Origin of the sequence: Oceanobacillus aidingensis (genome assembly GCF_042654105.1) — a bacterium.
GTDB classification, from domain to species: domain Bacteria; phylum Bacillota; class Bacilli; order Bacillales; family Amphibacillaceae; genus Oceanobacillus; species Oceanobacillus oncorhynchi.
In genome coordinates, this window is sequence record NZ_JBHSFT010000001.1 from 164,311 (window position 1) to 186,097 (window position 21,787).

Consider the following 21,787-nt stretch of genomic DNA (forward strand, 5'->3'; position numbering starts at 1 on the left):
TCAATGCGATTCCCCCTTTTTCGCAGCAGAAACTTTCTCTGCCGTCCAGGCAGTCAGACCCATAACAATCATTGTACTAAGGACAATCAAGCCAACAATCTCTAACCCTTGTATGCTGAAAATCTCTTCATAATTGATGATTCCCACAGCAGAAGGAATAAAGAACAGCAGCAGCTCTGCCATTAACCATTTCGCACCTTGATCGACCCACTCTAATTTGATAACGCCACAGCACAATGCCGCGAACAAGAGGAATAGTCCAAACATAGAGGCTGGAATAGGCAATGGAATGAAATATTTTAACACTGCTCCTAAGAGCAGAAAGACATGTAAAAAACAAATTTGTAAAATAACCTTTAAGACTTTCACAGGCTTTCCCTTCTTCTATACGTAATATAAAACATCTGCTATCTATATTACGCCCCTCTTATTCATTCGTAAAATACATATTAATTATCATTTTCATGAATCAAAGTTATAATGAATCCGTTAAAATAAAATCAATAAACTTCCTTCCTGCGTTGGAAATATACTTCCCTTTCTTCGTGATAACCGCAAGCTTCCACATAATCGTCGGTTCCAGGTCGATGATTTGTATATCCTTCGTAAACAGACGGTTACAGATAGACTCCGGTAATATCGTTACTCCTAAATCAGCGGCCACCAGCTCCGACATCAAATCCCATTGCATGCTCTTAAATAAAATTTTCGGTTCAAAGCCTGCTATTGTAAAGAAATGATTGCGGATAATTTGATTTAAAGCAAAATCCTCATGATAAAAAATAAATTCTTCATCCCTTAAATCCTTTACATTCACTTTCGAATAGGAAGCCAGCGGATGATCCTTCTGAACAATCAGCTTCATTTTCTCTTTTACAATCGGATAAACATTAAAAATGCGCTCATCTAAAGGAAGCACCGCCACACCAAGCTCAAACTCCCCTTCCTCCACACTTTTAACAACCCTGGCGCCGCCATATTCCGTAATATCTAATTTGATATTCGGATAGCTGCGATGAAAATTTTTCATCACTTCCGGGAAAAATAGACTCCCGATAAATGGTGGAAGACCGATATTCAACTCTCCTACCGATAAATTTGTTAAATCACTTACTGTTAATTTCATTTCATCTACTAAGCTCGTTATTTTTTGTGTGTATTCCAATACCGTTTTCCCCGCATCGGTTAAGTCCATTGTTTTGTTTGTCCGGATGATTAGCGGGGTTCCTAGTTCTTCTTCTAAGGATTTAATGGACTTGCTTAGGGCCGGCTGGGAGATATGGATTTGTTCGGCGGCTTTGGTGATGCTTTTTTGGTTTGCTATTTCTTTGAAATAGAGTAGTTGTTTTAGTTCCATGGGGTTCACCTCTTTGTATTTATTATAGTAAATATATCATTTTTCAGGAATCTGTACTATTTATACGGAAACTGGTTAATAAGTAACTTACCTGAGAAACTCCGCTCAAATAATTGAAGCTTTCTCTTCTCTCCGTCGAACATGCAAAGTAAGTCTGTCATATTAAAAATACTGCATCACAAATAATTATCATCTTATACAGCTAAAAAACCTCTATCCATTTCGGGTAGAGATTTTTTAGTTAAAGCATTATATCTTCGTATAATCGTTAGTAGCTATTTTTTTACTTGATTTTATTTTGGCCTGATTATTATCCAAAACTTTTTCACTTGTTTTCTTACCTTCCTCATTCTTTGTCATCGTTAATCCAGTTATTCCATAGAACATGGAGACAAAAGGCGTAATCAATGCCAAGAAACAGAACGGGAGATAGGTACCAGTAGAAACACCGAGTGAGCCAGCAGCAAAGATACCGGCGCCAGTCCAAGGAACGAGAGGACCGCCCTGTGTAGCAGTATCTTCAATTACCCTGGATAGATTTTCAGGTTTCAGATTCAATCGTTCCGAAATTGGCCGCATCAATGTGCCACTCATAACGATGGCAAAAATGATAGCCCCTCCAATTGCAAGACCAGCATAACTGACAAGAATAGTGACAAAGACAAATAATCCTGTACTTTGGATTTTATCGGCAAAAGATTCAATAAGTGTTTCCAGCACACCTGCATCTGCCAACATTCCACCGAGGCCCAGAGCAAATAGGAATAATACAATCAGCGCCAACATGCTTGTTAAACCGCCTCGCATCAATAAATCATCAACAATTCCAATCCCTGACTCTACGGTATAGCCGCTGTAGAAAAAGCCAATAGTTTCACTAAATGTGAACCCCTGGTAAAAAACAGCAATAAGACCACCTACTACCGTCCCAATAAAGATCGCTGGAAGTGCCGGTTTTTTAAGAATCAATAAAATAAAGAGAACCATAATTGGAATTAACGGGACAAGTCCTAAATTAAAATGGTTTTCTAAATATCCTGTTAACTGATTAATACTTTCATCATTCACAGCAGAAGTTTTATACTTTAAGCCAATGAAAGTGAAGATGAGCGCAGAAATGATATAAGCAGGGCCAGACGTCCAGAGCATATGCTTAATATGAGTAAATAGTTCACCGCCTGTAACTGTCGGCGTTAAATTCGTTGAATCGGAAAGTGGGGATATTTTATCACCGAAAAAGGCTCCACTTATAATAGCACCTGCCGTAATACCGGCTGGCACCCCCATTGTCGTTCCAACTCCCATTAATGCAATCCCTGCTGTACCAATGGTACCCCAAGAAGTTCCTATTGCCAGCGACACCAGCGAACAAAAAATCAGCGTAGTGAGTAAAAAGAATTGAGGAGAAATCGCACCAATCCCATAATAAACTAATGAAGGCACGGTTCCAGACGCTATCCATGCACCAATCAAAATACCAACAGTCAGCAAGATCAGCCCAGGCTGTAACGCCCTGCTCATTGATTTTGTCATCGATTTTTCTATTTGTTTATATGGAAAACCTAATCCCTTCATAAACGGGATAATGGTAAGTATACTGATAAACATCAGAATTTGAATGGGTGCATCAAATACAAGAAGACCAACCGAAATGATAGCAACCACCGTTAATAACATAGATAAAGCATATACAAATGACGGTTTTTTAATATTTTTGGGTTTGCCACTTCCCACCGTAAACACTCCTTTATTTTTTTAAATCTTTAACATGAAGAAATAACTTATTTTAAGAAATATTATATAAAGGATTGGTACCGATCCATATAGTTCCAAATAGCAGCGAGTTAATAAAATTTATCCTAATCAAGAATCAGAATGAGTATGTTATAAATGATTTCTAACTGCCATTTGTTTGGAAGATACCCGTTTAATTGGAAAAAGAAACAAGTTTCCGTTAATTGGTATGTATAATTGGAGGCTAGTCTCTTAGAATTATAGATTTTTTAATTGTTTTCACAAAATAGTGCTTCTTTTTGTTGTCAGTGACTGCATATATTTGAAGGTAATACTACTATTTGAGTTGTTTAAATGGATAAAAACTTAGATATCCATGGTCTAAGACACCAAGAACATCTCATTTTAGACTATGGATTTGTTGATTAAAAAGGCAACATAACAGTATTAACCGAATCGCAATACAAAAGAGGAATCACAGGAAATCTCTTAACTCCCCCGTAATTCCTTCTTAATAACTTCTTAAAAGCTAACTAGTTAAATCCAGTTTAGAAGATAAACTTCTATTTGAATAATAAAATTTTTTATGCTAGTTGATTATTCTCTTTCAATAAACTATGTTGGCATACTACAATTAAAAAAGTGCTGTGCAATTCTGACTTTGAATTGCACAGCACTTTTTTTAATGCTTAATCTATACCTGAATCTCTTTCTCATTTGCCAACACATAATCTTCTGCTTCTTTTGACCAGAGACCATCATATTTTTTAACAATCTCATGTAATGGATTACTTGTATCTTTCATAATTTCATCCAATGATTTAATAGGCATATCCTTATGCGTATAAATCAATTTCTTTCCTCCTGGAATATCTGGAAGCTGAAGTGTCGTCTTCTTTGCATCATTTAATCCCAATACATGAGAGACAATTTTTTGTACATTAACTTTTTTCTCTTCTATTAATTTTACTGCCTCTCGCATATCTTCCGTATTACCACCAGAGGTTCCTACATAATGTGTATATCGATAATGAATGTCATAGAAGTTAATGGCCGCTTTAAAATCCGTATTTTGCGGACCTGCAAAAAAGTTAAAGCACCCATCCGTTGCTAAGATGGCTGACCCTTGTTCTACGAGCTGTTGAACTGGAGCGAACACAAACACATCATCATAGCCATTTCCAGCAACCAATTGATTTAATGCATCAGCTGGATTTTCTTCTTCCCCTGTATTTACATAAATCAATTCTACACCAGCTTTTTTGCCTTCTTCTTTTGGATATAATTTCTCTACCAAGTCAATTTTTTCTTGCGATCTTCCAGTAACAACAAGTTTTTTTGGTTGAATTGGACCATGTAATGCATAGTCTATTGCTAAATAGCCCATTGGGCCAGTCCCACCTAATATGATAAGGTTCCCATCTTTTTTAATCCCCATTTCATGGTCATACGTGCCTTGAATTAAGTGATAGTTTGCTTTGAAGGCACCAATGACGCATGATAATGGTTCGATTAATGAACCTTCAAAATAGGACTCACCATTGTACTCTAGCAAGCAATCTTGCTCCATTACTTCTTTTGCTAAAATGATATAGGTAGCATCTCCGCCAGTATAGGGGAAAGTATAGCCGGGGCAATCAGGGCGATCTTTTAATTGTAGATTGGCTTGTACAACATATTTTTCACCCTTTTTATACTTTCCTTGCCATTTAGATCCTACCTCAAGAATTTCTCCACAAAACTCATGTCCTAGTAGAATAGGATTTTCAGCAACGTTATCAGGTACTTTTTTGTGATTTTCACCTTGATTTGCTGCTTTCCAAGAAGACATACATAAACTATCTGTCACAACAGATGCAAGAATTTCATCATCTTTTATTTCTGGCAGTTCAAATGTCTCTAATCGTAAGTCTTTCTGTCCATACATTCTCAATCCAGTTGTTTTCAACCTCATTCACTCCTTACTTCTTAAACAATTACTTTTATATTAATTAACCTAATATTCCTAACCAGTATCCTAAGATACCCACTCCAAACAACCCAAAAATTAACCAGATTGGATTGATTTTCTTTTTCAATAATTTCATCATAAGCAGTGTTAATAGCAATCCTAATATTCCAGGCATTAATTGATCCAAAATACTCTGTACGGTTGTAACAGAAGTTTCGCCCTCTTGGTTAACTGTTTCTGATACAACTAGGGGAACATTAATCGTGGTCCATTCTGACACCAGAACTCCCATAATAAATAGACCAAGAATCGTTGCACCTTCTGTAAGTTTCTGTAGCATATTCCCTGCTAAATCTTTAACAATATCTAATCCCTTTTTATATCCATAAACTAAACCGAACCATTTCATACCTAGACGAACTGCATTGAATGACAGGAAGAATAAAATAGGCCCTAAAACGTTTCCAGCGAGTGCTAATGAAGCTCCCAATGCTGCTGTAATCGGCCTTAATGTACCCCACACAATTGGATCTCCAACCCCAGCTAAAGGTCCCATCAAGCCAACCTTCATACTATTTATTGTCCCTTCATCAATATCTTTTCCTTCTGAACGCGCTTCTTCCAGAGCTGCTGTAACACCAATTACTGGTCCTGCCATGGCAGGTGTTACGTTAAAAAACACCAGGTGACGCTGCAAAGCTGCTCTTTGTTCTTCCTCCGTGTCATAGATTCGTTTGATAACCGGAATCATATCAAACCCAAAAGCTAATCCATGAATACGCTCATAGTTAAAAGAAGCCTGTTGAAAATTGGAACGAACAAAAATATTAATTAAATCTCGCTTGGTTAATTTTTTAGCATCTAAATCAGCTAGACTAAATGCGGCTAATCCCTTTGCAACTTTAGTGGTTTCTTGACTTTCACTCATTTGTCTTCCCTCCTCTAGTCATCTAATTCATCGTCCAAGTCATCATCCTCACGATAAGTGGCACCTGATGATGTGACCGCCGCTGGACTGTTTTGATACCTTGGGTTTAGTTGTAAGTAAATAATTGCTATAATAAGGCCTATTCCTCCAAATGCTACTAATGTAAAGTCTGTAAAAGCTGCTATGATAAATCCAAAGAAGAAAAACGGCATCAAATATTTTACATTCATCATATTTAATACCATTGCATAACCAACGACAACAATAAATCCACCAGCAACTTCCAAACCGCCTGTCACTACATCTGGTATAGCGTTTAACATCGCGTTAACAGTGGCTGCATCTACAAGTACCGCTACAATAACGGATGGTACAGCTACACGAAGTGCTTGCACACCTAAAGCAGACAAATGAAGCATATCAATAGCCCTAAAGTTGACCTTTTCTGCGGCTTTGTCTGCTGCATGCTGGAAGGCAACAGTAATTGTTCTTGCAAAAATGGTTAATACCTGTCCTGCTGCTGCTACTGGTAAAGCAATAGCAATACCTGCTTGAATGCTTTGATCTCCCACAACAACCAAAATGGTAGAAATAATACTGGCTAGTGCTGTATCTGGGGACTGCGCTGCTCCAATATTCATCCAACCTAATGCAATTAATTCCAACGTTCCTCCTAAAATAATGCCAGTTGTTATATCACCAAGAATTAAACCAATTACGGTACAAGCAATTAAGGGACGATGTGTTTGAAATTCGTCTAGCACACTGCCCATTCCCGCAATAGCCGCGAAGATTGTAATCAATATTACTTGTAAAACGGAAATATCCAAGATTTTTCACCCCTTTTTCAGATAACATTCCTTTTCTTTCTTAAATTTCTTTGAGCTTGTTCATAAAATCTTGAGACGAATCAGAGTAAACAACTCGCAGATCCAAATAAACACCAAGATTATTTAATTCTTTAAATGCTTTTATTTCTTCCTCACTGACACTGATAGACTTTGTAATTTGCTTTCGCCCGTCACGGTAAGCCATTCCGCCAATATTAATTTCTTTTAACGGTAACCCTGCTTTTACCACATTTAATACATCAATTGGATTCACAAATAATAGAAATACCGTAGTATCTGCATATTTTGGATTGTTATAAACACGAACTGCTTTCTCTACATCAACGATATTAACTTTGACACCTGGAGGTGCAGCTTGCTTTAATAACGTTTTTCTCATCTCATCTTTTGCCACTTCATCACTAATAACAATAATTCTTTCTGCATTTGCCTCCCTTGTCCAAACAGTGGTTACCTGTCCATGGATTAAACGATCATCTATTCGTGATAAATTAATCTTCATCTAAATCATCCTCCTCGACATTTACAGCTAAATCTTTAAAAGAAACAACCGTTGATGGGGCAATCTCTTTAATATACGACACGACTTCCTCTAATTCTTTGGAGCTTTGGTTCATCTTTGTTTCTAAATAGATTGGCAGGTTTACTCCTGTGATAATATCGATATTGTGGTTCTTCATTGCCAGCATGCTGGCTGCATTATATGGACTGCCACCAAATAAATCAACTAAGAATAATATTTTAGAATCTGCTAAACCTTCCCCGTTTATAATAATGTTATATTTCTCAATGAGTGTATCTGTATTTTCCCCCGGCCTAAACTCTACGCCATACACATTCTTCGCTTCTCCACTAATCATTTCTCCTGACTCTATTAAAGAAGCAGCTAAATTGCCATGTGCGGCAATGATTATTGAAAACATGGTATCTCTCCCCTTATATAGTGATTACGCTCTCGATTTTCCTCCAGTAATATTAAATGTTGTTCCTGTCACGTAGGAAGCACGATCCGAAAGTAAGAAACTAACCATATCAGCTACTTCCTGCAATTTCCCAACTCGCTTCATAGGGATAGAAACTTTATCATAGCTTGCACGAAGATCATCGACAGATATTCCCCTTGTATAAGCTAGAGCTTCTTCATATTCTTGTGTCCGCAATCCTGTTTCTTCCAATATTCCTGGCGCTACACCAGCTACACGAATATGATATTTTCCAAGCTCTTTCGCCCAAGATCTTGTATAACTGTAAAGCGCAGCCTTGGTAGCAGCATAAATACTTTGACCCTCCGAACCTTCTAAACCGCTTTCAGAAGCCATATTAATGATGACACCTTGTTTTGCTTCTGCCATTTTCTTTCCTACCAGCTGTGAACAAATAAAGACACCTTTTTGATTAATATCAATCATTTTATCGAACGTTTCATCATTCAATTCATAGTAATCGCTTTCATTATCTACCAACAACCTCGGAATATTAATACCAGCATTATTCACTAATCCATCAATCATTCCAAATCGATTCATAACCTTATCTATCATATTTGCTACACTATCTCGTTTTGTTACATCTGTTTGAATAAACACTTGTTTTTCTTGTAAATCCTTGGATGATTGAATATCTGCAATAACAACATTAGCTCCTTGTTTAGCTAACTCATCCGAAATAGCACTTCCAATTCCTGAAGAACCTCCTGTCACAATAATCGTCTTATTATTCATTCCTAACCAACCGCTCATTTACTCTCCTCCTTCAAATATATAATTGCACAAATGTGCAATAAATGAGAATTTGTGATTAAATTTATTATAAAATTATATTTTAGCCCTGTCAATTCATTTTTAAAAATAATATTCTGTGAACTATTTTTAAACACAAAAAAAGACGATTCTCTTCTTATCTAAGAAAACCGTCTAGCACTGTCACTCTAGTTATTAAATTGACTTTTCCAATATTAATTTAGCCGTCTCTTCTGTAGTTATTAGTACTTTCATCAAACCGCTGTTTAGCGCACCAATAATTCCATTAATCTTTTCCCTAGACTCCGCCACACCAATTGAATAGCGAGCATTTCTTATTTTATCTAAACCAATATTGATTGTTCTGTCTGTCACACTTGTTTGCACGATATTTCCATCTATATCAAAGAAATGCGAACAAATATCTCCAACAATATTATCTCGCTTAAATTCCTGCGTCACTGCATTACCATAGAAGGCTTTCCATATTCTTTCTCCGCTAATCTCCATCGATCCAATACCAAAAACAGCCACTGTCAGCAGATTCCATACCGTTGATATCTCCTCAAAATACCCCGATTTAAGAATCTGATTTCTTGTTTCTTTATTGTCCAAAATCGCTGGCAGATCAATCATCAGTGATTGTGCATTAAATTTCTCAGCAGCCTTGTAACAGATGGTATTTACATGATATTTACTTTCCAGTTTTCCAGAAGGTCCTCCAATCATTGGTACACAAAGGATATCCTTCTTTGATGTGGTATCCAACTGCTCTACCGCTTTGCTTAAACCCGTCCCCCAAGAAAAGCCAATAACATCTTGATTTTGAACAACTTGATTAAGATAATTTGCACAAGCTTGCCCCATTGCTAATAGCTTTGTTTCCTTGGAATGCTCTTCTCCGACAGGAACCACAATAGCATCCTTTAGCTGAAAACGTTCTTTTAGCTGCTCCTCTACGGTAAACGTATCAAACATATCATAGTTAATTACAGTAGTTACAATACCCTTGTCTCTTACTTTTTTCAACATACGGCTGATTGTTGAGCGGTTAATGTCTAACTCTTTGGCAATTTCACTCTGTGTCATGTCTTTCTCATAATACATTTGCGCTAGTTTTAATAGCGTTCGTTCTTCTTCTAGGTTATCCATATGCCACCTCCTGCACAATTGTTCATAGTTTGAGTATTTGTAGATATTATACTAGAATATTGTAAGGATTGTAAAATGGATGATTGGAAAGCATAAAGTTATTTTTATCAGTCAAAATTAAAGATACAAGCTGGTTAGTCATCCATTTCTTTTCTTTAATGTTATACTCTATAAAATTTTGAATTACAAAGAAAAGTTTTTTTTATTTTATGTAAAAAGTAATATTAACACTAATAAACGAAACTGCAAAACAGGCAAGAAAAATGAAAACCAAGATATTATCATATATATCGTTTAGTGTAATTAAGGTTAGCAAGCCCGATCCGATACTTAGCATAGTAACTATTCCACTACTAAAATACTTTAAATTATCATTGAACATTTTAATGTTTTCAACCCTTGCTAGTTTTTTCAGCATCTCACGAGCACTAGAAAGAATTTTTCCACTTCCTAAACTAATTAAAAATAGCTATACTATTGATAACTATTTTTAAGGAGGCAAATTAATTTGACTAGTTATGAAATCGAAGACTCGACATATTTAGATGAAATTGATGCAAATGCAACTGGACACAGAATAAAATTCTTAGCTCGGAAAGCAGGTTTATCACAATCAGAATTAGCAAAATTATTAAAAAGAGATGAAAAAACAATTTCTAATTATTATTGTGGAAAGTCTCTGCCTGACAAAGTTGATTTAATAATACTTTCAAAAATATTAGGAACGGATTATGACAATCTTTTAGTATATAGAGGGGATTTAGAAGGTTATCAACGAATTGACTATTACTCAATAGAATACAACGGAAAAGAAAATGAAATTAATCACGAAGCCATCAGTCGGGCCGCGAAGGAAAGTAAACTATTCGATCCACATACAAAAGGACGTTGTAATATCCGCAATTTAGAGGAAGCTGGTTACTGCTTAGCGTTTTTTTGTTATTTAACTCAATTAGATATTAAAAAAAGGATGATGGACGCGTTGCTTTCAAGTGGAGGAGTTCACAGCATCTATATGCATCATATTTTTGAATTTGATCTTTGGCGAAAACTATCAAGTAAACAAAAGGATGATTGTAAAGCACAGTTTGCTGTATGGCGCGGTAAGGATAGTTAAAATATGGAATCTAAACGCTATTTTCAGCATAAGCATTACTCATCGCATAATATTCATATAAAAATCTCCAGCCCAGACAGGGAGAACAAGCTAATCTGTTTGGGCTGGAAACATGAGTGTTCACTAATTATCGTTTTTTCTATTCTTTTAATTCTACTAAAAATGAAACGACTGAATACGGTTTTATTTCCTCAGAAGCATCGACAGTCTCTTCCATTGCATTTATTGGCGTTACGTTCGATATATTGCTATCTTTAAATTTATCCATCAATTCGTTTATTGCCACAGATTGATAAGTCGGATTTTCCAATCGGATTATAAACTTCTCAGGGTAATAGTAAGAATTATAACAGCTGCTTACAAAATACTGATTATCTATTTCCAGCAGACTAAATCTAGTCTCCGTCAATGTAAGCTCCTGCCTCTTTGGTTGAATTTTATTATCAATTCGATTAATAAAGTAATTAAAGTCCTGTAATTGATAATAAACCGACGGAGATTCTTCATAACGCCTCCAGTCAGTAACAGCCTCTTCCGAGAAGGCTTCATTCCCTATATTAATTGCAAAATCATATTGCATATTCTTATTTAATAGTTGGGCTGATGGGGTTTCCATCATTATATGCCCTCTTTTTGTAGTATCCCCTGAAGCTCGGCCAGGTCGATAAGCTAAATCTGGCTTACCTAAGCTATCTGTGGTTGCAAATAAAGTAATATATAAATCATTTTCTTTGTATTCATATTCTTTTGTATCCTTTGTATGAAACGTAATGGTATTATTTACGGTTTCAACGGAAACGATGCCATCAAATGGCTCTACATTCACAGGTTTTTCAGAATAGGTATTTTCCCAACCTTTTTGGCATTGATTTGTTCTACGTATATAGCCAAATGGTAACGCAGCAGTTGCTTTACGAATCCGGCTACCTGTATTTATCTTTAATCTCATTCTATGATTCAATACCGTATTTATAAAATTCAAGTTTCCTCGGATACAATCATCTTCAGCAAGAGTGAAAGTGATAAGAAACGGAAATTTGACGGTTTTTGCTCCAGCTAATCTATCCTCCATATTATGAGGCAGCTGTATTTCTCCAAAGACCTTCATTTGCTGCATACCATCTGCTTTGTGTACCTCTGCATTTTTGTAATCAAGTCTAATAGACTCATCTCCATAAATTGGAGAATAATCATACGTATCGCCGGCATTGCCTTCATCATAAATAGAGATAAAATCCGTGATTATAGCTTCATTCCTCTCCAACACCAACTCATTTTCTTCAAAGGAGAGCGTCATATGTGAATTAGCTATTTCTTTTATTTCTGTTCTTACCAATTCTTGTGCCGAATACTCAGAATAACCAAAAGATAACACACGGTATCCTAAACCTGGTAATTCACACGCTAAGCGTATAGTCAGAATATAATATCCAGGTTCAGTAATATATCGATTACCCGCTGGTGTCTCTTCAAGTATATTCTCTCTGCTGTCTACATAATCTACTTTCTCAATAGTAAAATCTCTATCATAAAAATGAATATCTTTCCTTTTTGTTAGTACTTTAATGGTTTTATAACCCCGGAACTTATGAGGCTCCGTATTCAATAGAAGAATGTCTTCATTTTTTAGTTTTAAAGCTTCTGCCATTTGTTTCATAATTGTGTTTTCCATACTATCGCTAATTTCATTGGCTTCCTTTAATCGGTGCCGAATATCTTCAGCAACAGAATCAGAAACACAGCCGGCCAAGCTATCATGCGCTTGTGATTCGAGCAGCTTTTTCCATGCTTTTAATAATAAACGATTACTGAAACGAATACCTAACTGATTGGCAATTACCAATATTGGCTCTATTCTTTTTATTAGCTTCTGTTCTAATTGATAGATTGATTGCTTGATATCCATTCGAACACTGCCAATTGTTTTATGAACTCGTGCCAGCACAGGAGAACGGAATTCTCCAACATACGTTTCTAAGTCTTTTTGTTTTATCTTTTCCAAAAAATCCTGATAACTGCTGACTTGATAATGATACCTTCCTAATTGGTTGATGCTTTTCACCTTCCCATTAAAATTTGTAATAATCGCAAGCTGGTCATTACCTGAAGGAATTAGTATATCTTCTGTGTCAGTAAACTTTTTGATAAAATCAACTGCAGGATCTAAACGTCCGTCTACGTACTCAGTGGTTGGTTCAAGAAGCATTCCTGTTCCATAACCCTGAGGCAGATTCAAAGCGTAAATTTCTTGATGATTACCTAATCCACGCCATTTAAAATAAGGTGATTGAACATGCTTGCCTAAATGAACACCTCTCCATAAAACCACATTATCTAAACCAGCTTCCTTCAAGATGACCGGAATTTGTGCATTAAACCCAAAAGTATCCGGTAAATAGCCAATTGGCATATAATCTCCATACTTCTTACTTTCAAAAACACCAATCATTGCATTGCGTAATATTGATTCACCAGAAGTAAAAAAAGCATCTGTCTGCGTATACCATGGACCAATGAATAATTGTTTTTGCTCAATCAATCGTTTAATATCTGTTAATCTTTCTGGATATAATTCAACGTATTCATCAAGTATAGAAAGCTGACCATCCAAAACAAAGCTGGCCTGCGGATTACTTAATAGTTCATCGATAGCATCTGAAAATAATTGATCGCTCAAAACTAAAGCATCCATCGACGTAAAATACCATTCTCTATCCCAATGCGTATGATTAACAATGTGTACATTTGTCATTAGCTTTCCCACTCTTTTTCCCATTCTTCTTCATCAAAATCATCCTCATCCTCTAATTGATTTGCTTCAGCTAATTCCGGTTCTTTACGCAATAGTACCGTAGCAATCGCTACAAACAGAGAACCTACAGCAATTGATAAAATATAGACTGGCCATTTATCTACCGTAAACCAACCATAGAACCCGCTAATTGGAGCTTGGTTAACTGCTCCCAGACCAATAGCCATGGATGAGCCGATAGCAGAGCCAATTACCGTGCACGATATGACCTTTATAGGACTCTCCACTGCAAAGGGAATAGCTCCTTCACTCACACCGACAAGCCCCATGACAACAGAAGATTTACCGGCTTCTCTTAACTCTCTATTATATTTTCGCTTTGCTATAAAGGTTGCCAGTCCCAATCCAATTGGCGGAATAATAATTGCTACCTGTGCTGCCGTATTCGGACCATAAATACCACTTGTTAATAATGCCATTGCCGTCGTAACAGCTGCTTTATTTACCGGCCCGCCAAGGTCAAAACCTACCATTGCTCCAACAATTGCCGCCATAATAATTTGATTCCCGCCGCTCAAACCATTTAGCCAGTTCTCTAACCCTGTATTTAAGGAGGCAAAAGGAACACCGATAATATATTGAATAGCTAATAATGTTATCAAGGTGCCGAAAACCGGAACTAAAAAGACAGGAACAATCGAAGACATAGATTTCGGCAGCCGCACATTATTTTTAATCCATAAACATACATATCCAGCGATCAAACCAGCTGCTAAAGCTCCCAGGAAACCTGCCTCAATATCCTTTACCAACATTCCACCAACTAACCCTGCTGCAATACCTAATTTATCGGATATAGAATATGCTATAAAAGCAGCGATAACTGGAAACATTAAATCTAATGCAATACCACCAAACCCATCAATATCATGTAAAAGGCGGATGATAACATTTCCGCTTTCAGCATAAGATTCATCCCAGATGTCTTGGATTCCAAACATAGAACCTCCAACACGTGAAATAGCCATAATAACTGCTCCTGCAATAACTAAAGGTATCATATATGATATACCGGTCAATACATGATTTTTTATGTCTCTTGCAACATTTCTCATCTCTATCCCCTCTTTCTTTACTGGTTGTCTATTAGTGCAAGAGCATCACTAATGACTTTCTCAGCATCTTTGATTGGTGCCGCCACAGGTACATGTAAAATCTTCTTGTGATCAAAACGTTCTTCATCCCTTACTTTTGTATCTACTGCAAAAATGACTACTTCCCCTATATTGACGTCCTTTTCAGTCAGTTCGTTTTCAATTCCTGTTGCCCCTTGGGTTTCTGCTTTTAGTAAATGCCCCATAGATTTTGCTGCTTTTTTTAATGCTTTTGCTGCCATATATGTATGTGCAACGCCTGTAGCGCACGCTGTTACTGCGATAATTTTTCTCTTCATAATGAATTCCTCCAATTAACTTAATATATTTACGATTTTTTGTTTATCCGTTTCCTTTTTTAATTCCTCTACCACATCATCGTCCATTAATTTCATTGAGATCTGCGATAGTAATTTTAAATGTGTATCCTTCTTGTCTTTCTCGGGAATAGCAAACATAATAACAACAGAAACAGGTTGATCATCTAAAGATTTCCATTCTACCGGAGTTTTTAATTTTCCCACAGCAATAGCTGCTTCCAACACTCCCTTTGATTTACCGTGAGGAATAGCAATGCCTCCTCCAACCCCTGTAGTCGATTGTGATTCTCTTTCTAAAACGGAACTGATGTATGCATCTTTATTTGTTAAGACCTGTTTTTCATTAATTTTCTCACTTAATTTTCTAATTACTTCCTCCTGTGTCTGAGCTTCCATATCTATTTCTACTTGCTGTACATTTAAAATTGTCGCTACATCCATCATTTTCTTCCTTTCAAATATGCCCATACTTGGTGATAATCGCCTTTAGTCAATTTCTGTTGAACGGGATGATCAATAATTTCTAATAAAGCATCATATATTTGCTCCAGCTGCTGAGGTGATTCATCCTTGATACAAATAAAAAATACAAATTTCACTTGTGTTGTGCCCCAATTGATTGGATTAGCTAAACGTAAAAAGGCTATTTTCGATTGGTTCACATATTTAGGATCCCCATGAGGTGTTGCAAACTTTCCAAATGATGTGAAAGATAAATTTTCTCTGTTTTTCACTGATTCTTTTATCTCCGGTTGTACGATACCCCTTTGAGCTAATTCATCAACGAGATAGGTGAGAACATCATCCACCGAGCGTAAATCCTTATCTAAAAATAGTGTATTTGACGATATTAACTTTGCGAATGCTTCCTCTTGCTTATTATTTGATTTCTGTTTTTCATGAATTTCCTCTTGAATCCTTGCTTGATCATGAATGTCTAGCAATGGTGAAATTACTAATACCTTTCTATTTTCAATTTCCAGGTTCACCGTACTTAAAATCAAGTCTTCTATTACTTCCGTGTGAAATAGCTGTTGTACAGATAAAATCCTGGAAACCTCTAATTGAGAGAAATTTTTCCTCATTCTTGCCGCCAATAGCTGTGACGTTCCTTTTCCACTGTTACACACAATCAACACCTTTAACTTGTCTTCAGATAACTCTTCTATCCGTTCTTTATATGCCTGAATATGCACCGCTAAAAAAGCAACTTCATCGTCAGGAACTGAAATCTGAAAGGTTTTTTCGAGTCTGTCTTTAATATAAATTGCTTCTTCAAAGGAAATAGGAAAATGCTTCTTCACATCATCTAAAAACGGATGTTTGATTGGCAAATGAAACAATAATCGATTGACTGCCATTTTTAGATGACTTACCATTCCATCCAGCAGCTTTTGATCATAGGATGGAAGGAAATCGCGAATGACAGCAAGCACTGTATCCTCTATTCCTGCTTCCGGCTGATAGAACACAGCATCTTCCTTCTTTAATCGGTTATTATTGGACTCCAAGTGCATTCGGATATAATACAGTTCATTCTGTGATAAAGTAACTTGAAAGCTAGCTTCTATCAGCTGAATTAATAGTCTTGACTCTTCCTGAAATTCCTCTGATAATTCTCCCTGTACAGGTTCTTTGAGTTTCTTACCTTCTTTTATCCGCTCAATCGCAATGAGTAAATGTAATAATAACGATTGATATCCAAAATCACTAAATACAAAGTTGGTACGCTCTACAAATTCTTGCAAAACCTTATTTAACTGAATCAAACTATCTTTATTAAAAAAATCGTTTACAAAATCAGGGATGCTCTCTAACAAATGCATTAAATATTCCTCGCGCTTTACGATATGCCAGTTCAGACCCCAAAAATAAAGAATTAAATCCAAGGCCAGCTTCCTTCTTTCCTGCTCCATTAAATTTAGAAAAGAACCTCTGCCTGGGATGCGGTCAATAGTCACATTAAACAGCCGAAATACGTTCGTTACTTCTTGCAAATCTTTTTCCATGGTCGATTTACTAACGAATGTAATATCCATTAAGTCTTGAAGTGTAAAGTAATCCGTTCTCTGTAAAAGGTTAAAACAAAGAAATTGAATTCTCTCCTCACGCGTTTGAAGCCTATTTACATTAGCTTTTTGATTAATCATTGAATAAATCTGCTCTCTATCCCCTCTTAAAAACACTCCAACATTCGCCTTACGAATAAGTTCAACGTCACTTCCTTTGAATAAAGTTTCAATATTATTTAAAGATTGGGTAATGGTTTTATTAGATAATCCCATATACCTTGCAATTTGAGTCACTGTCGTTTTTTCTTCTACAAGCAAATACTCTATTATTTCTTGCTCCCTTATACTCAAATCCATTTTGATTCGCTCCCTCTATACTTATATCCTATTAGTAAAGCTAATTCATGAAAACCCTTTCTTTTACATGAATGATTCATGTAAAAGATAGGTTGTGGGTATATGTAATGTTTTTTATTTAATGTATAGTGCTCTTTTATGAATTGAATCGATAGGTGGTTTTCTACTGGCTATCCTATTCATAAAAATTATTCAAAAAGGAACCGTTTAACTAAAGATTGTACAGAATAACAATAGTTTACTCTTCTTTAATTGAGTATGAAAAGAAAATTAGGAGTTCGATCTCAAATAACTTATATTTTTCACTTTATACCTTATAGAAAGGCATACGTATCCTTAAATTATTAATAATAAAAAGTGTTGCATTTACTATTGCAATAACGGTTATAGAGATTCTGAATATTGATAAGTCAGACGATTTCTAAAGGAATTGATATCAATAGTCACCATTCTAGTCTTAGCAATGCTTGTTTCATCCATAATAATCGATCTGGTATAATAATACATAACAGACGACAACTAGGAGTGAATAAAGTGAATAAAAAAAATATACATGTTGTTGGCGCAGTAATTATAAAAGACGATAAAATTTTATGTGCGCAACGTGGCGAATCAAAAAATCTATCCTATAAATGGGAGTTTCCAGGTGGGAAAATAGAATCTGGCGAAACACCTCAGCAAGCGCTAAAGCGTGAAATTCAGGAAGAAATGGAATGTGATATTGCAGTTGGAGAAAAAATCGATCATACCGTATATGAGTATGACTTTGGAGTCGTTCATTTAACAACTTTTTATTGTACCTTACAAAAGGGAAAACCTATTTTAACAGAACATCATAGTATTAAATGGCTTTTTAAGCATGAACTTTCATCATTAGATTGGGCTCCAGCAGATATTCCAACTATTGAAAAGCTAGAAAACATGTAAAGCAAATTTCAAAGGAAGGAAGGAAAATATGGATCATTTTCTCCAAGACTTAAAGGATTCTTTATATAAAGGCTTCATTAATCAAAATAGCGAAAAAAGAGATAGCTATAAACCAAAATTATTAGTAAATAACCTACAGCGTAATGAAACTGTCTTATCTCCACTACTCGAAGAATTAGATAAATGTGAGTCGTTTATATTCTCTGTAGCTTTTATTACCGAAAGCGGGTTAGCTACTCTTAAATCCCACTTATATGACTTAAAAAGAAAAGGGGTAAAAGGCCGAATATTAACATCAACCTTTTTACAGTTTAACCATCCCAAAGCCTTTAAAGAGTTATTAAAAATTACAAATGTAGAGGTTAGATTAACAAATTTAAAGGGTTTTCATTCAAAAGGATATATATTTGACCATAATAGCTACTATTCATTAATAGTAGGGAGTTCTAATTTAACTGCACAAGCTTTAAAAGAAAATTATGAGTGGAATGTACATTTAACTTCTTATGAAAATGGATCAGTCATTCGACATTTCAAAGAACAATTTGAAGATATCTGGGCGGATGCTGTTATATTGACTGAGGAATGGATTATGGCCTATGAACAAAGCTATCAACCAGTTGATTTACAAGCCGCAACTAAGGTTATCGAACTACCAGAAATTTATGAAACAAACCCCTTAGAAGAAGCTTTAACGATTACGCCCAATAAAATGCAGCAGAATGCTCTAGAACAAATAGAAGCACTAAGACAAGATGGACATGATAAAGGTTTAGTAATTTCGGCAACAGGAACAGGAAAAACATATCTTTCCGCATTTGATGTCCGTAACGTTGCTCCAAAGCGAATGTTATTTATTGTTCATCGCGAACAAATCTTGCGTAAGGCTAAATCTGACTTTCAACGTGTCTTAGGAGGATTAGATAATGATTTTGGGATATTATCTGGATCAAGTAAAGAAACAGATGCAAAGTATCTCTTTACGACAATCCAAACTATATCGAAACAGGAGACATTAAGTACATTTGATCCAGAATTATTTGATTATATTCTTATCGATGAAGTACATAAAGCTGGTGCTAGCTCTTATCAGCGTGTGATTGATTATTTTAAGCCAAAGTTTCTTTTAGGTATGACAGCAACTCCCGAAAGAACCGATGACTTCAATATCTATGAGCTGTTCAACTACAATATCGCTTATGAGATCCGTCTTCAAGAAGCCTTAGAAGAAGATATGCTTTGTCCCTTTCATTATTTTGGCGTAACAGACATAGAATACGATGGAAAATTAGTAGACGGTACGACCATTATATCTAATTTAATTACAGAAGAGCGTGTTAATCATATTCTTGAAAAAATCGATTACTATAGCTATTCCGGTGATTGCGTAAAGGGTTTAATATTTTGTAGTAGAAAAGAGGAAGCAAAAGAGCTATCTGAGGTTCTGAATAACAGAGGATTTCGTACAGTGCCTTTAACAGGAGCAGATTCTCAAGATTTTCGGCTGCATCAAGTAGAGCGTTTAGAAAATGGAGCTCTTGATTACATAATTACAGTTGATATTTTTAACGAAGGTATTGATATACCTAGCATCAATCAGGTTGTAATGCTAAGACAAACACAATCAAGTATTATTTTCATACAACAGCTAGGCAGAGGACTACGTAAACATCCATCTAAAGAATTTGTGACAATTATTGATTTTATAGGAAACTATAAAAATAATTATCTTATCCCAGTTGCCCTATCTGGTGACAAATCACAAAATAAGGATAATATTCGTCGTCGCACTGCGGAAACAAACTATATCAAAGGTGTATCCAGTATTAATTTTGAAGAAATTGCGAGAAAACAAATCTTCAAATCAATTAGTTCCAGCAACTTAACAACTCAAAAAGTATTAAGAGATGCTTATATTGAGCTGAAAAATCGATTAGGACGTATCCCTTACCTAGAAGATTTTATTCATAATCATTCCATCGATCCAACAGTTATTATTGGAAAATATAATACTTATTATGCTTTTCTTGTAAAAATGAAAGAAAAAGTTCCTGCTCTTAGTGATTATGATCAACGTGTATTAACCATGCTTTCTAAAGAGTTGTTAGATGGTAAGAGACAACATGAACTTTTATTATTACAGCTACTTTTACAGCAAGGAAAAGTGAATAAGCAAGAATATATAAGCATATTAGAGGATAACAATTGCCTGGTCAATGAAAGCATCCTTGAATCTGTAGAAAATGTAATGAATCTATCCTTCTTTACACAAGCAGACCTAAAAAAGTATGGAGAAAAACCAATTATCACTCTTTCAGTAGATAACGAGTATACTTTTAATAAAGAAGTACATCAAAATTTAGACTCAAATGAATACTATAAAAAACTAGTATACGATATGGTCATAACTGGAATGGAACGAAGTAAAAAATATAAATCAAACAGCTTATTTACTTTAAAAGAAAAATACACGAGAAAAGACGCATGTAAGCTTTTAAATTGGAATAAAGATGAAAGCTCTACAATGTATGGATACAAACCAAAGCATCAAACTTGCCCGATTTTTGTTACCTACCATAAAGACAATGAAGTAGAATCCAGTGTAGATTATGGAGATGAATTAATCAGTCCAAATGTTTTCAAATGGTATACTCGAAGTAATAGAACCTTGAAATCAGAAGAGGTTCAAAAAATCATTCATGCTGAAACGAAAGGGATAGACATCCACCTCTTTATCAAGAAGGATGATGATGAAGGAAGCGATTTTTATTACCTTGGACAGGCCACTCCTAATCAACAAACTGTAGAGCAGGATAAAATGCTAGATAAAAATAATAAAGAAATTCCTGTGGTCCATATGAATATGGTTTTGAATGATTCTGTGGATCATGAATTGTATCGGTATATTACTTCAGGGGATGAGTGAAAGGATTATTCGATTAGAAAGATAAATGATTAATGAGTACGGCGGTCGTTTTTACCACTTATTGCGGATTTCTTTACCACACATTAAGAGATAAGCCAATGAAGTGTAATCAGCTGTTTCATTCATGATAAAGCAACAATTCCACCACCCTTGACCTTGTTTGTGTCCGTGGTAGTGGTTTGAATAGCGGATGGAAAAAAGCAGCCTTTAGGGCTTCATCCGCTCAAATAGCGTACCACGGACAATCACTTTTAAGTTCCGCTGGCGGGGCCCGTCCCCCTCGCCTCTTCTAGCGATCACTAAGAAGTGGCACGGCGGTCAAGGGAAACCAGTTAACACTGTGGTTGATAAGTGCTTATTCTCCAGTTGCACAGGTCACCATAGTCATAGATGAAATATTGATGCCTAAAATTAGAAATGGTTAACCCTTCAGCAAAAGGTGGTAAAACTCTCCGCATTCCGTGGTAAAAAAATGAATATGGGGGAAACCTTTTTACAGAGAATTATTCT

The 21,787-nt window shown here is 35.7% G+C and carries 18 protein-coding genes; 3 read left to right on the forward strand and 15 right to left on the reverse strand.

The features are described 5' to 3' along the window. The 10 genes from ACFO3P_RS00735 to ACFO3P_RS00780 all read right to left on the reverse strand — a co-directional run bounded on the left by ACFO3P_RS00735 (position 1) and on the right by ACFO3P_RS00780 (position 9,712). Positions 1-369, reverse strand: coding sequence for a CidA/LrgA family protein (locus tag ACFO3P_RS00735; RefSeq protein WP_193063706.1), 369 nt, complete (start codon positions 367-369; stop codon positions 1-3). 106 nt (positions 370-475) lie between these two features. Continuing rightward, entirely contained in the window at positions 476-1,357 is an 882-nt protein-coding gene (locus tag ACFO3P_RS00740) for a LysR family transcriptional regulator (RefSeq protein WP_379542067.1), read from the reverse strand. 249 nt (positions 1,358-1,606) lie between these two features. Beyond that, positions 1,607-3,091 (reverse strand): Na+/H+ antiporter NhaC, encoded by a 1,485-nt coding sequence (nhaC, locus tag ACFO3P_RS00745; protein WP_379542068.1) that lies wholly within the window; start codon positions 3,089-3,091, stop codon positions 1,607-1,609. A gap of 694 nt (positions 3,092-3,785) precedes the next feature. Then, positions 3,786-5,039 (reverse strand): zinc-binding dehydrogenase, encoded by a 1,254-nt coding sequence (locus ACFO3P_RS00750; protein WP_379542069.1) that lies wholly within the window; start codon positions 5,037-5,039, stop codon positions 3,786-3,788. A 43-nt stretch (positions 5,040-5,082) separates the two neighbouring features. Beyond that, positions 5,083-5,970: a mannose/fructose/sorbose PTS transporter subunit IID gene (locus ACFO3P_RS00755; protein ID WP_379542070.1), complete on the reverse strand. Its 888-nt coding sequence runs from the start codon at positions 5,968-5,970 to the stop codon at positions 5,083-5,085. Positions 5,971-5,984: 14 nt separating this feature from the next. Continuing rightward, complete coding sequence (locus ACFO3P_RS00760; RefSeq protein ID WP_379542137.1) at positions 5,985-6,794, reverse strand: PTS mannose/fructose/sorbose transporter subunit IIC; 810 nt, start codon at positions 6,792-6,794, stop codon at positions 5,985-5,987. Positions 6,795-6,840: 46 nt separating this feature from the next. Continuing rightward, positions 6,841-7,323, reverse strand: a complete 483-nt coding sequence (locus tag ACFO3P_RS00765; RefSeq protein WP_379542071.1) for a mannose/fructose/sorbose PTS transporter subunit IIB — start codon at positions 7,321-7,323, stop codon at positions 6,841-6,843. Next, on the reverse strand, positions 7,313-7,744 hold the full coding sequence (locus ACFO3P_RS00770) for a PTS sugar transporter subunit IIA (protein ID WP_379542072.1): 432 nt from the start codon (positions 7,742-7,744) through the stop codon (positions 7,313-7,315). Before ACFO3P_RS00770 ends, ACFO3P_RS00765 begins: the two co-directional genes overlap by 11 nt. 24 nt (positions 7,745-7,768) lie before the next feature. Further along, positions 7,769-8,560, reverse strand: a complete 792-nt coding sequence (locus ACFO3P_RS00775) for an SDR family oxidoreductase (protein WP_379542073.1) — start codon at positions 8,558-8,560, stop codon at positions 7,769-7,771. Positions 8,561-8,755: 195 nt separating this feature from the next. Then, positions 8,756-9,712, reverse strand: a complete 957-nt coding sequence (locus tag ACFO3P_RS00780; RefSeq protein WP_379542074.1) for a sugar-binding transcriptional regulator — start codon at positions 9,710-9,712, stop codon at positions 8,756-8,758. 508 nt (positions 9,713-10,220) lie between these two features. Between ACFO3P_RS00780 and ACFO3P_RS00785 the strand changes: the two genes are divergently transcribed. Beyond that, on the forward strand, positions 10,221-10,829 hold the full coding sequence (locus ACFO3P_RS00785; protein ID WP_379542075.1) for a helix-turn-helix domain-containing protein: 609 nt from the start codon (positions 10,221-10,223) through the stop codon (positions 10,827-10,829). Between the two features lie 139 nt (positions 10,830-10,968). Here ACFO3P_RS00785 and ACFO3P_RS00790 read toward each other — a convergent pair whose 3' ends face one another. The 5 genes from ACFO3P_RS00790 to ACFO3P_RS00810 are packed head-to-tail and all read right to left on the reverse strand — an operon-like array spanning position 10,969 to position 17,424. Then, positions 10,969-13,581: a glycoside hydrolase family 38 N-terminal domain-containing protein gene (locus ACFO3P_RS00790; protein WP_379542076.1), complete on the reverse strand. Its 2,613-nt coding sequence runs from the start codon at positions 13,579-13,581 to the stop codon at positions 10,969-10,971. Further along, entirely contained in the window at positions 13,581-14,696 is a 1,116-nt protein-coding gene (locus tag ACFO3P_RS00795; RefSeq protein WP_042528815.1) for a PTS fructose transporter subunit IIC, read from the reverse strand. The genes ACFO3P_RS00790 and ACFO3P_RS00795 overlap by 1 nt, the downstream gene beginning before the upstream one ends. A 17-nt stretch (positions 14,697-14,713) precedes the next feature. Then, positions 14,714-15,034 (reverse strand): PTS fructose transporter subunit IIB, encoded by a 321-nt coding sequence (locus ACFO3P_RS00800; RefSeq protein ID WP_379542077.1) that lies wholly within the window; start codon positions 15,032-15,034, stop codon positions 14,714-14,716. Between the two features lie 15 nt (positions 15,035-15,049). Then, positions 15,050-15,496, reverse strand: coding sequence for a PTS sugar transporter subunit IIA (locus ACFO3P_RS00805; RefSeq protein WP_379542078.1), 447 nt, complete (start codon positions 15,494-15,496; stop codon positions 15,050-15,052). Next, complete coding sequence (locus ACFO3P_RS00810) at positions 15,496-17,424, reverse strand: BglG family transcription antiterminator (protein ID WP_379542079.1); 1,929 nt, start codon at positions 17,422-17,424, stop codon at positions 15,496-15,498. Before ACFO3P_RS00810 ends, ACFO3P_RS00805 begins: the two co-directional genes overlap by 1 nt. 534 nt (positions 17,425-17,958) lie before the next feature. Between ACFO3P_RS00810 and ACFO3P_RS00815 the strand changes: the two genes are divergently transcribed. Both ACFO3P_RS00815 and ACFO3P_RS00820 read left to right on the forward strand, forming a co-directional pair. After that, positions 17,959-18,351, forward strand: a complete 393-nt coding sequence (locus ACFO3P_RS00815) for a (deoxy)nucleoside triphosphate pyrophosphohydrolase (protein WP_379542080.1) — start codon at positions 17,959-17,961, stop codon at positions 18,349-18,351. A 28-nt stretch (positions 18,352-18,379) separates the two neighbouring features. After that, a complete protein-coding gene (locus ACFO3P_RS00820; RefSeq protein WP_379542081.1) occupies positions 18,380-21,277 on the forward strand; it encodes a DEAD/DEAH box helicase in 2,898 nt (965 codons plus the stop codon). The last annotated feature ends 510 nt before the right edge of the window (positions 21,278-21,787 follow it).

Coding starts and splice junctions, on each gene's coding strand:
- ACFO3P_RS00740 (WP_379542067.1), bottom strand. CDS start 1,357: ATGGAACTAAAACAACTACTCTATTTCAAAGAAATAGCAAACCAAAAA.
- ACFO3P_RS00770 (WP_379542072.1), bottom strand. CDS start 7,744: ATGTTTTCAATAATCATTGCCGCACATGGCAATTTAGCTGCTTCTTTA.
- ACFO3P_RS00795 (WP_042528815.1), bottom strand. CDS start 14,696: ATGAGAAATGTTGCAAGAGACATAAAAAATCATGTATTGACCGGTATA.
- ACFO3P_RS00755 (WP_379542070.1), bottom strand. CDS start 5,970: ATGAGTGAAAGTCAAGAAACCACTAAAGTTGCAAAGGGATTAGCCGCA.
- ACFO3P_RS00805 (WP_379542078.1), bottom strand. CDS start 15,496: ATGGATGTAGCGACAATTTTAAATGTACAGCAAGTAGAAATAGATATG.
- ACFO3P_RS00800 (WP_379542077.1), bottom strand. CDS start 15,034: ATGAAGAGAAAAATTATCGCAGTAACAGCGTGCGCTACAGGCGTTGCA.
- ACFO3P_RS00775 (WP_379542073.1), bottom strand. CDS start 8,560: ATGAGCGGTTGGTTAGGAATGAATAATAAGACGATTATTGTGACAGGA.
- ACFO3P_RS00765 (WP_379542071.1), bottom strand. CDS start 7,323: ATGAAGATTAATTTATCACGAATAGATGATCGTTTAATCCATGGACAG.
- ACFO3P_RS00810 (WP_379542079.1), bottom strand. CDS start 17,424: ATGGATTTGAGTATAAGGGAGCAAGAAATAATAGAGTATTTGCTTGTA.
- ACFO3P_RS00780 (WP_379542074.1), bottom strand. CDS start 9,712: ATGGATAACCTAGAAGAAGAACGAACGCTATTAAAACTAGCGCAAATG.
- ACFO3P_RS00790 (WP_379542076.1), bottom strand. CDS start 13,581: ATGACAAATGTACACATTGTTAATCATACGCATTGGGATAGAGAATGG.
- ACFO3P_RS00820 (WP_379542081.1), top strand. CDS start 18,380: ATGGATCATTTTCTCCAAGACTTAAAGGATTCTTTATATAAAGGCTTC.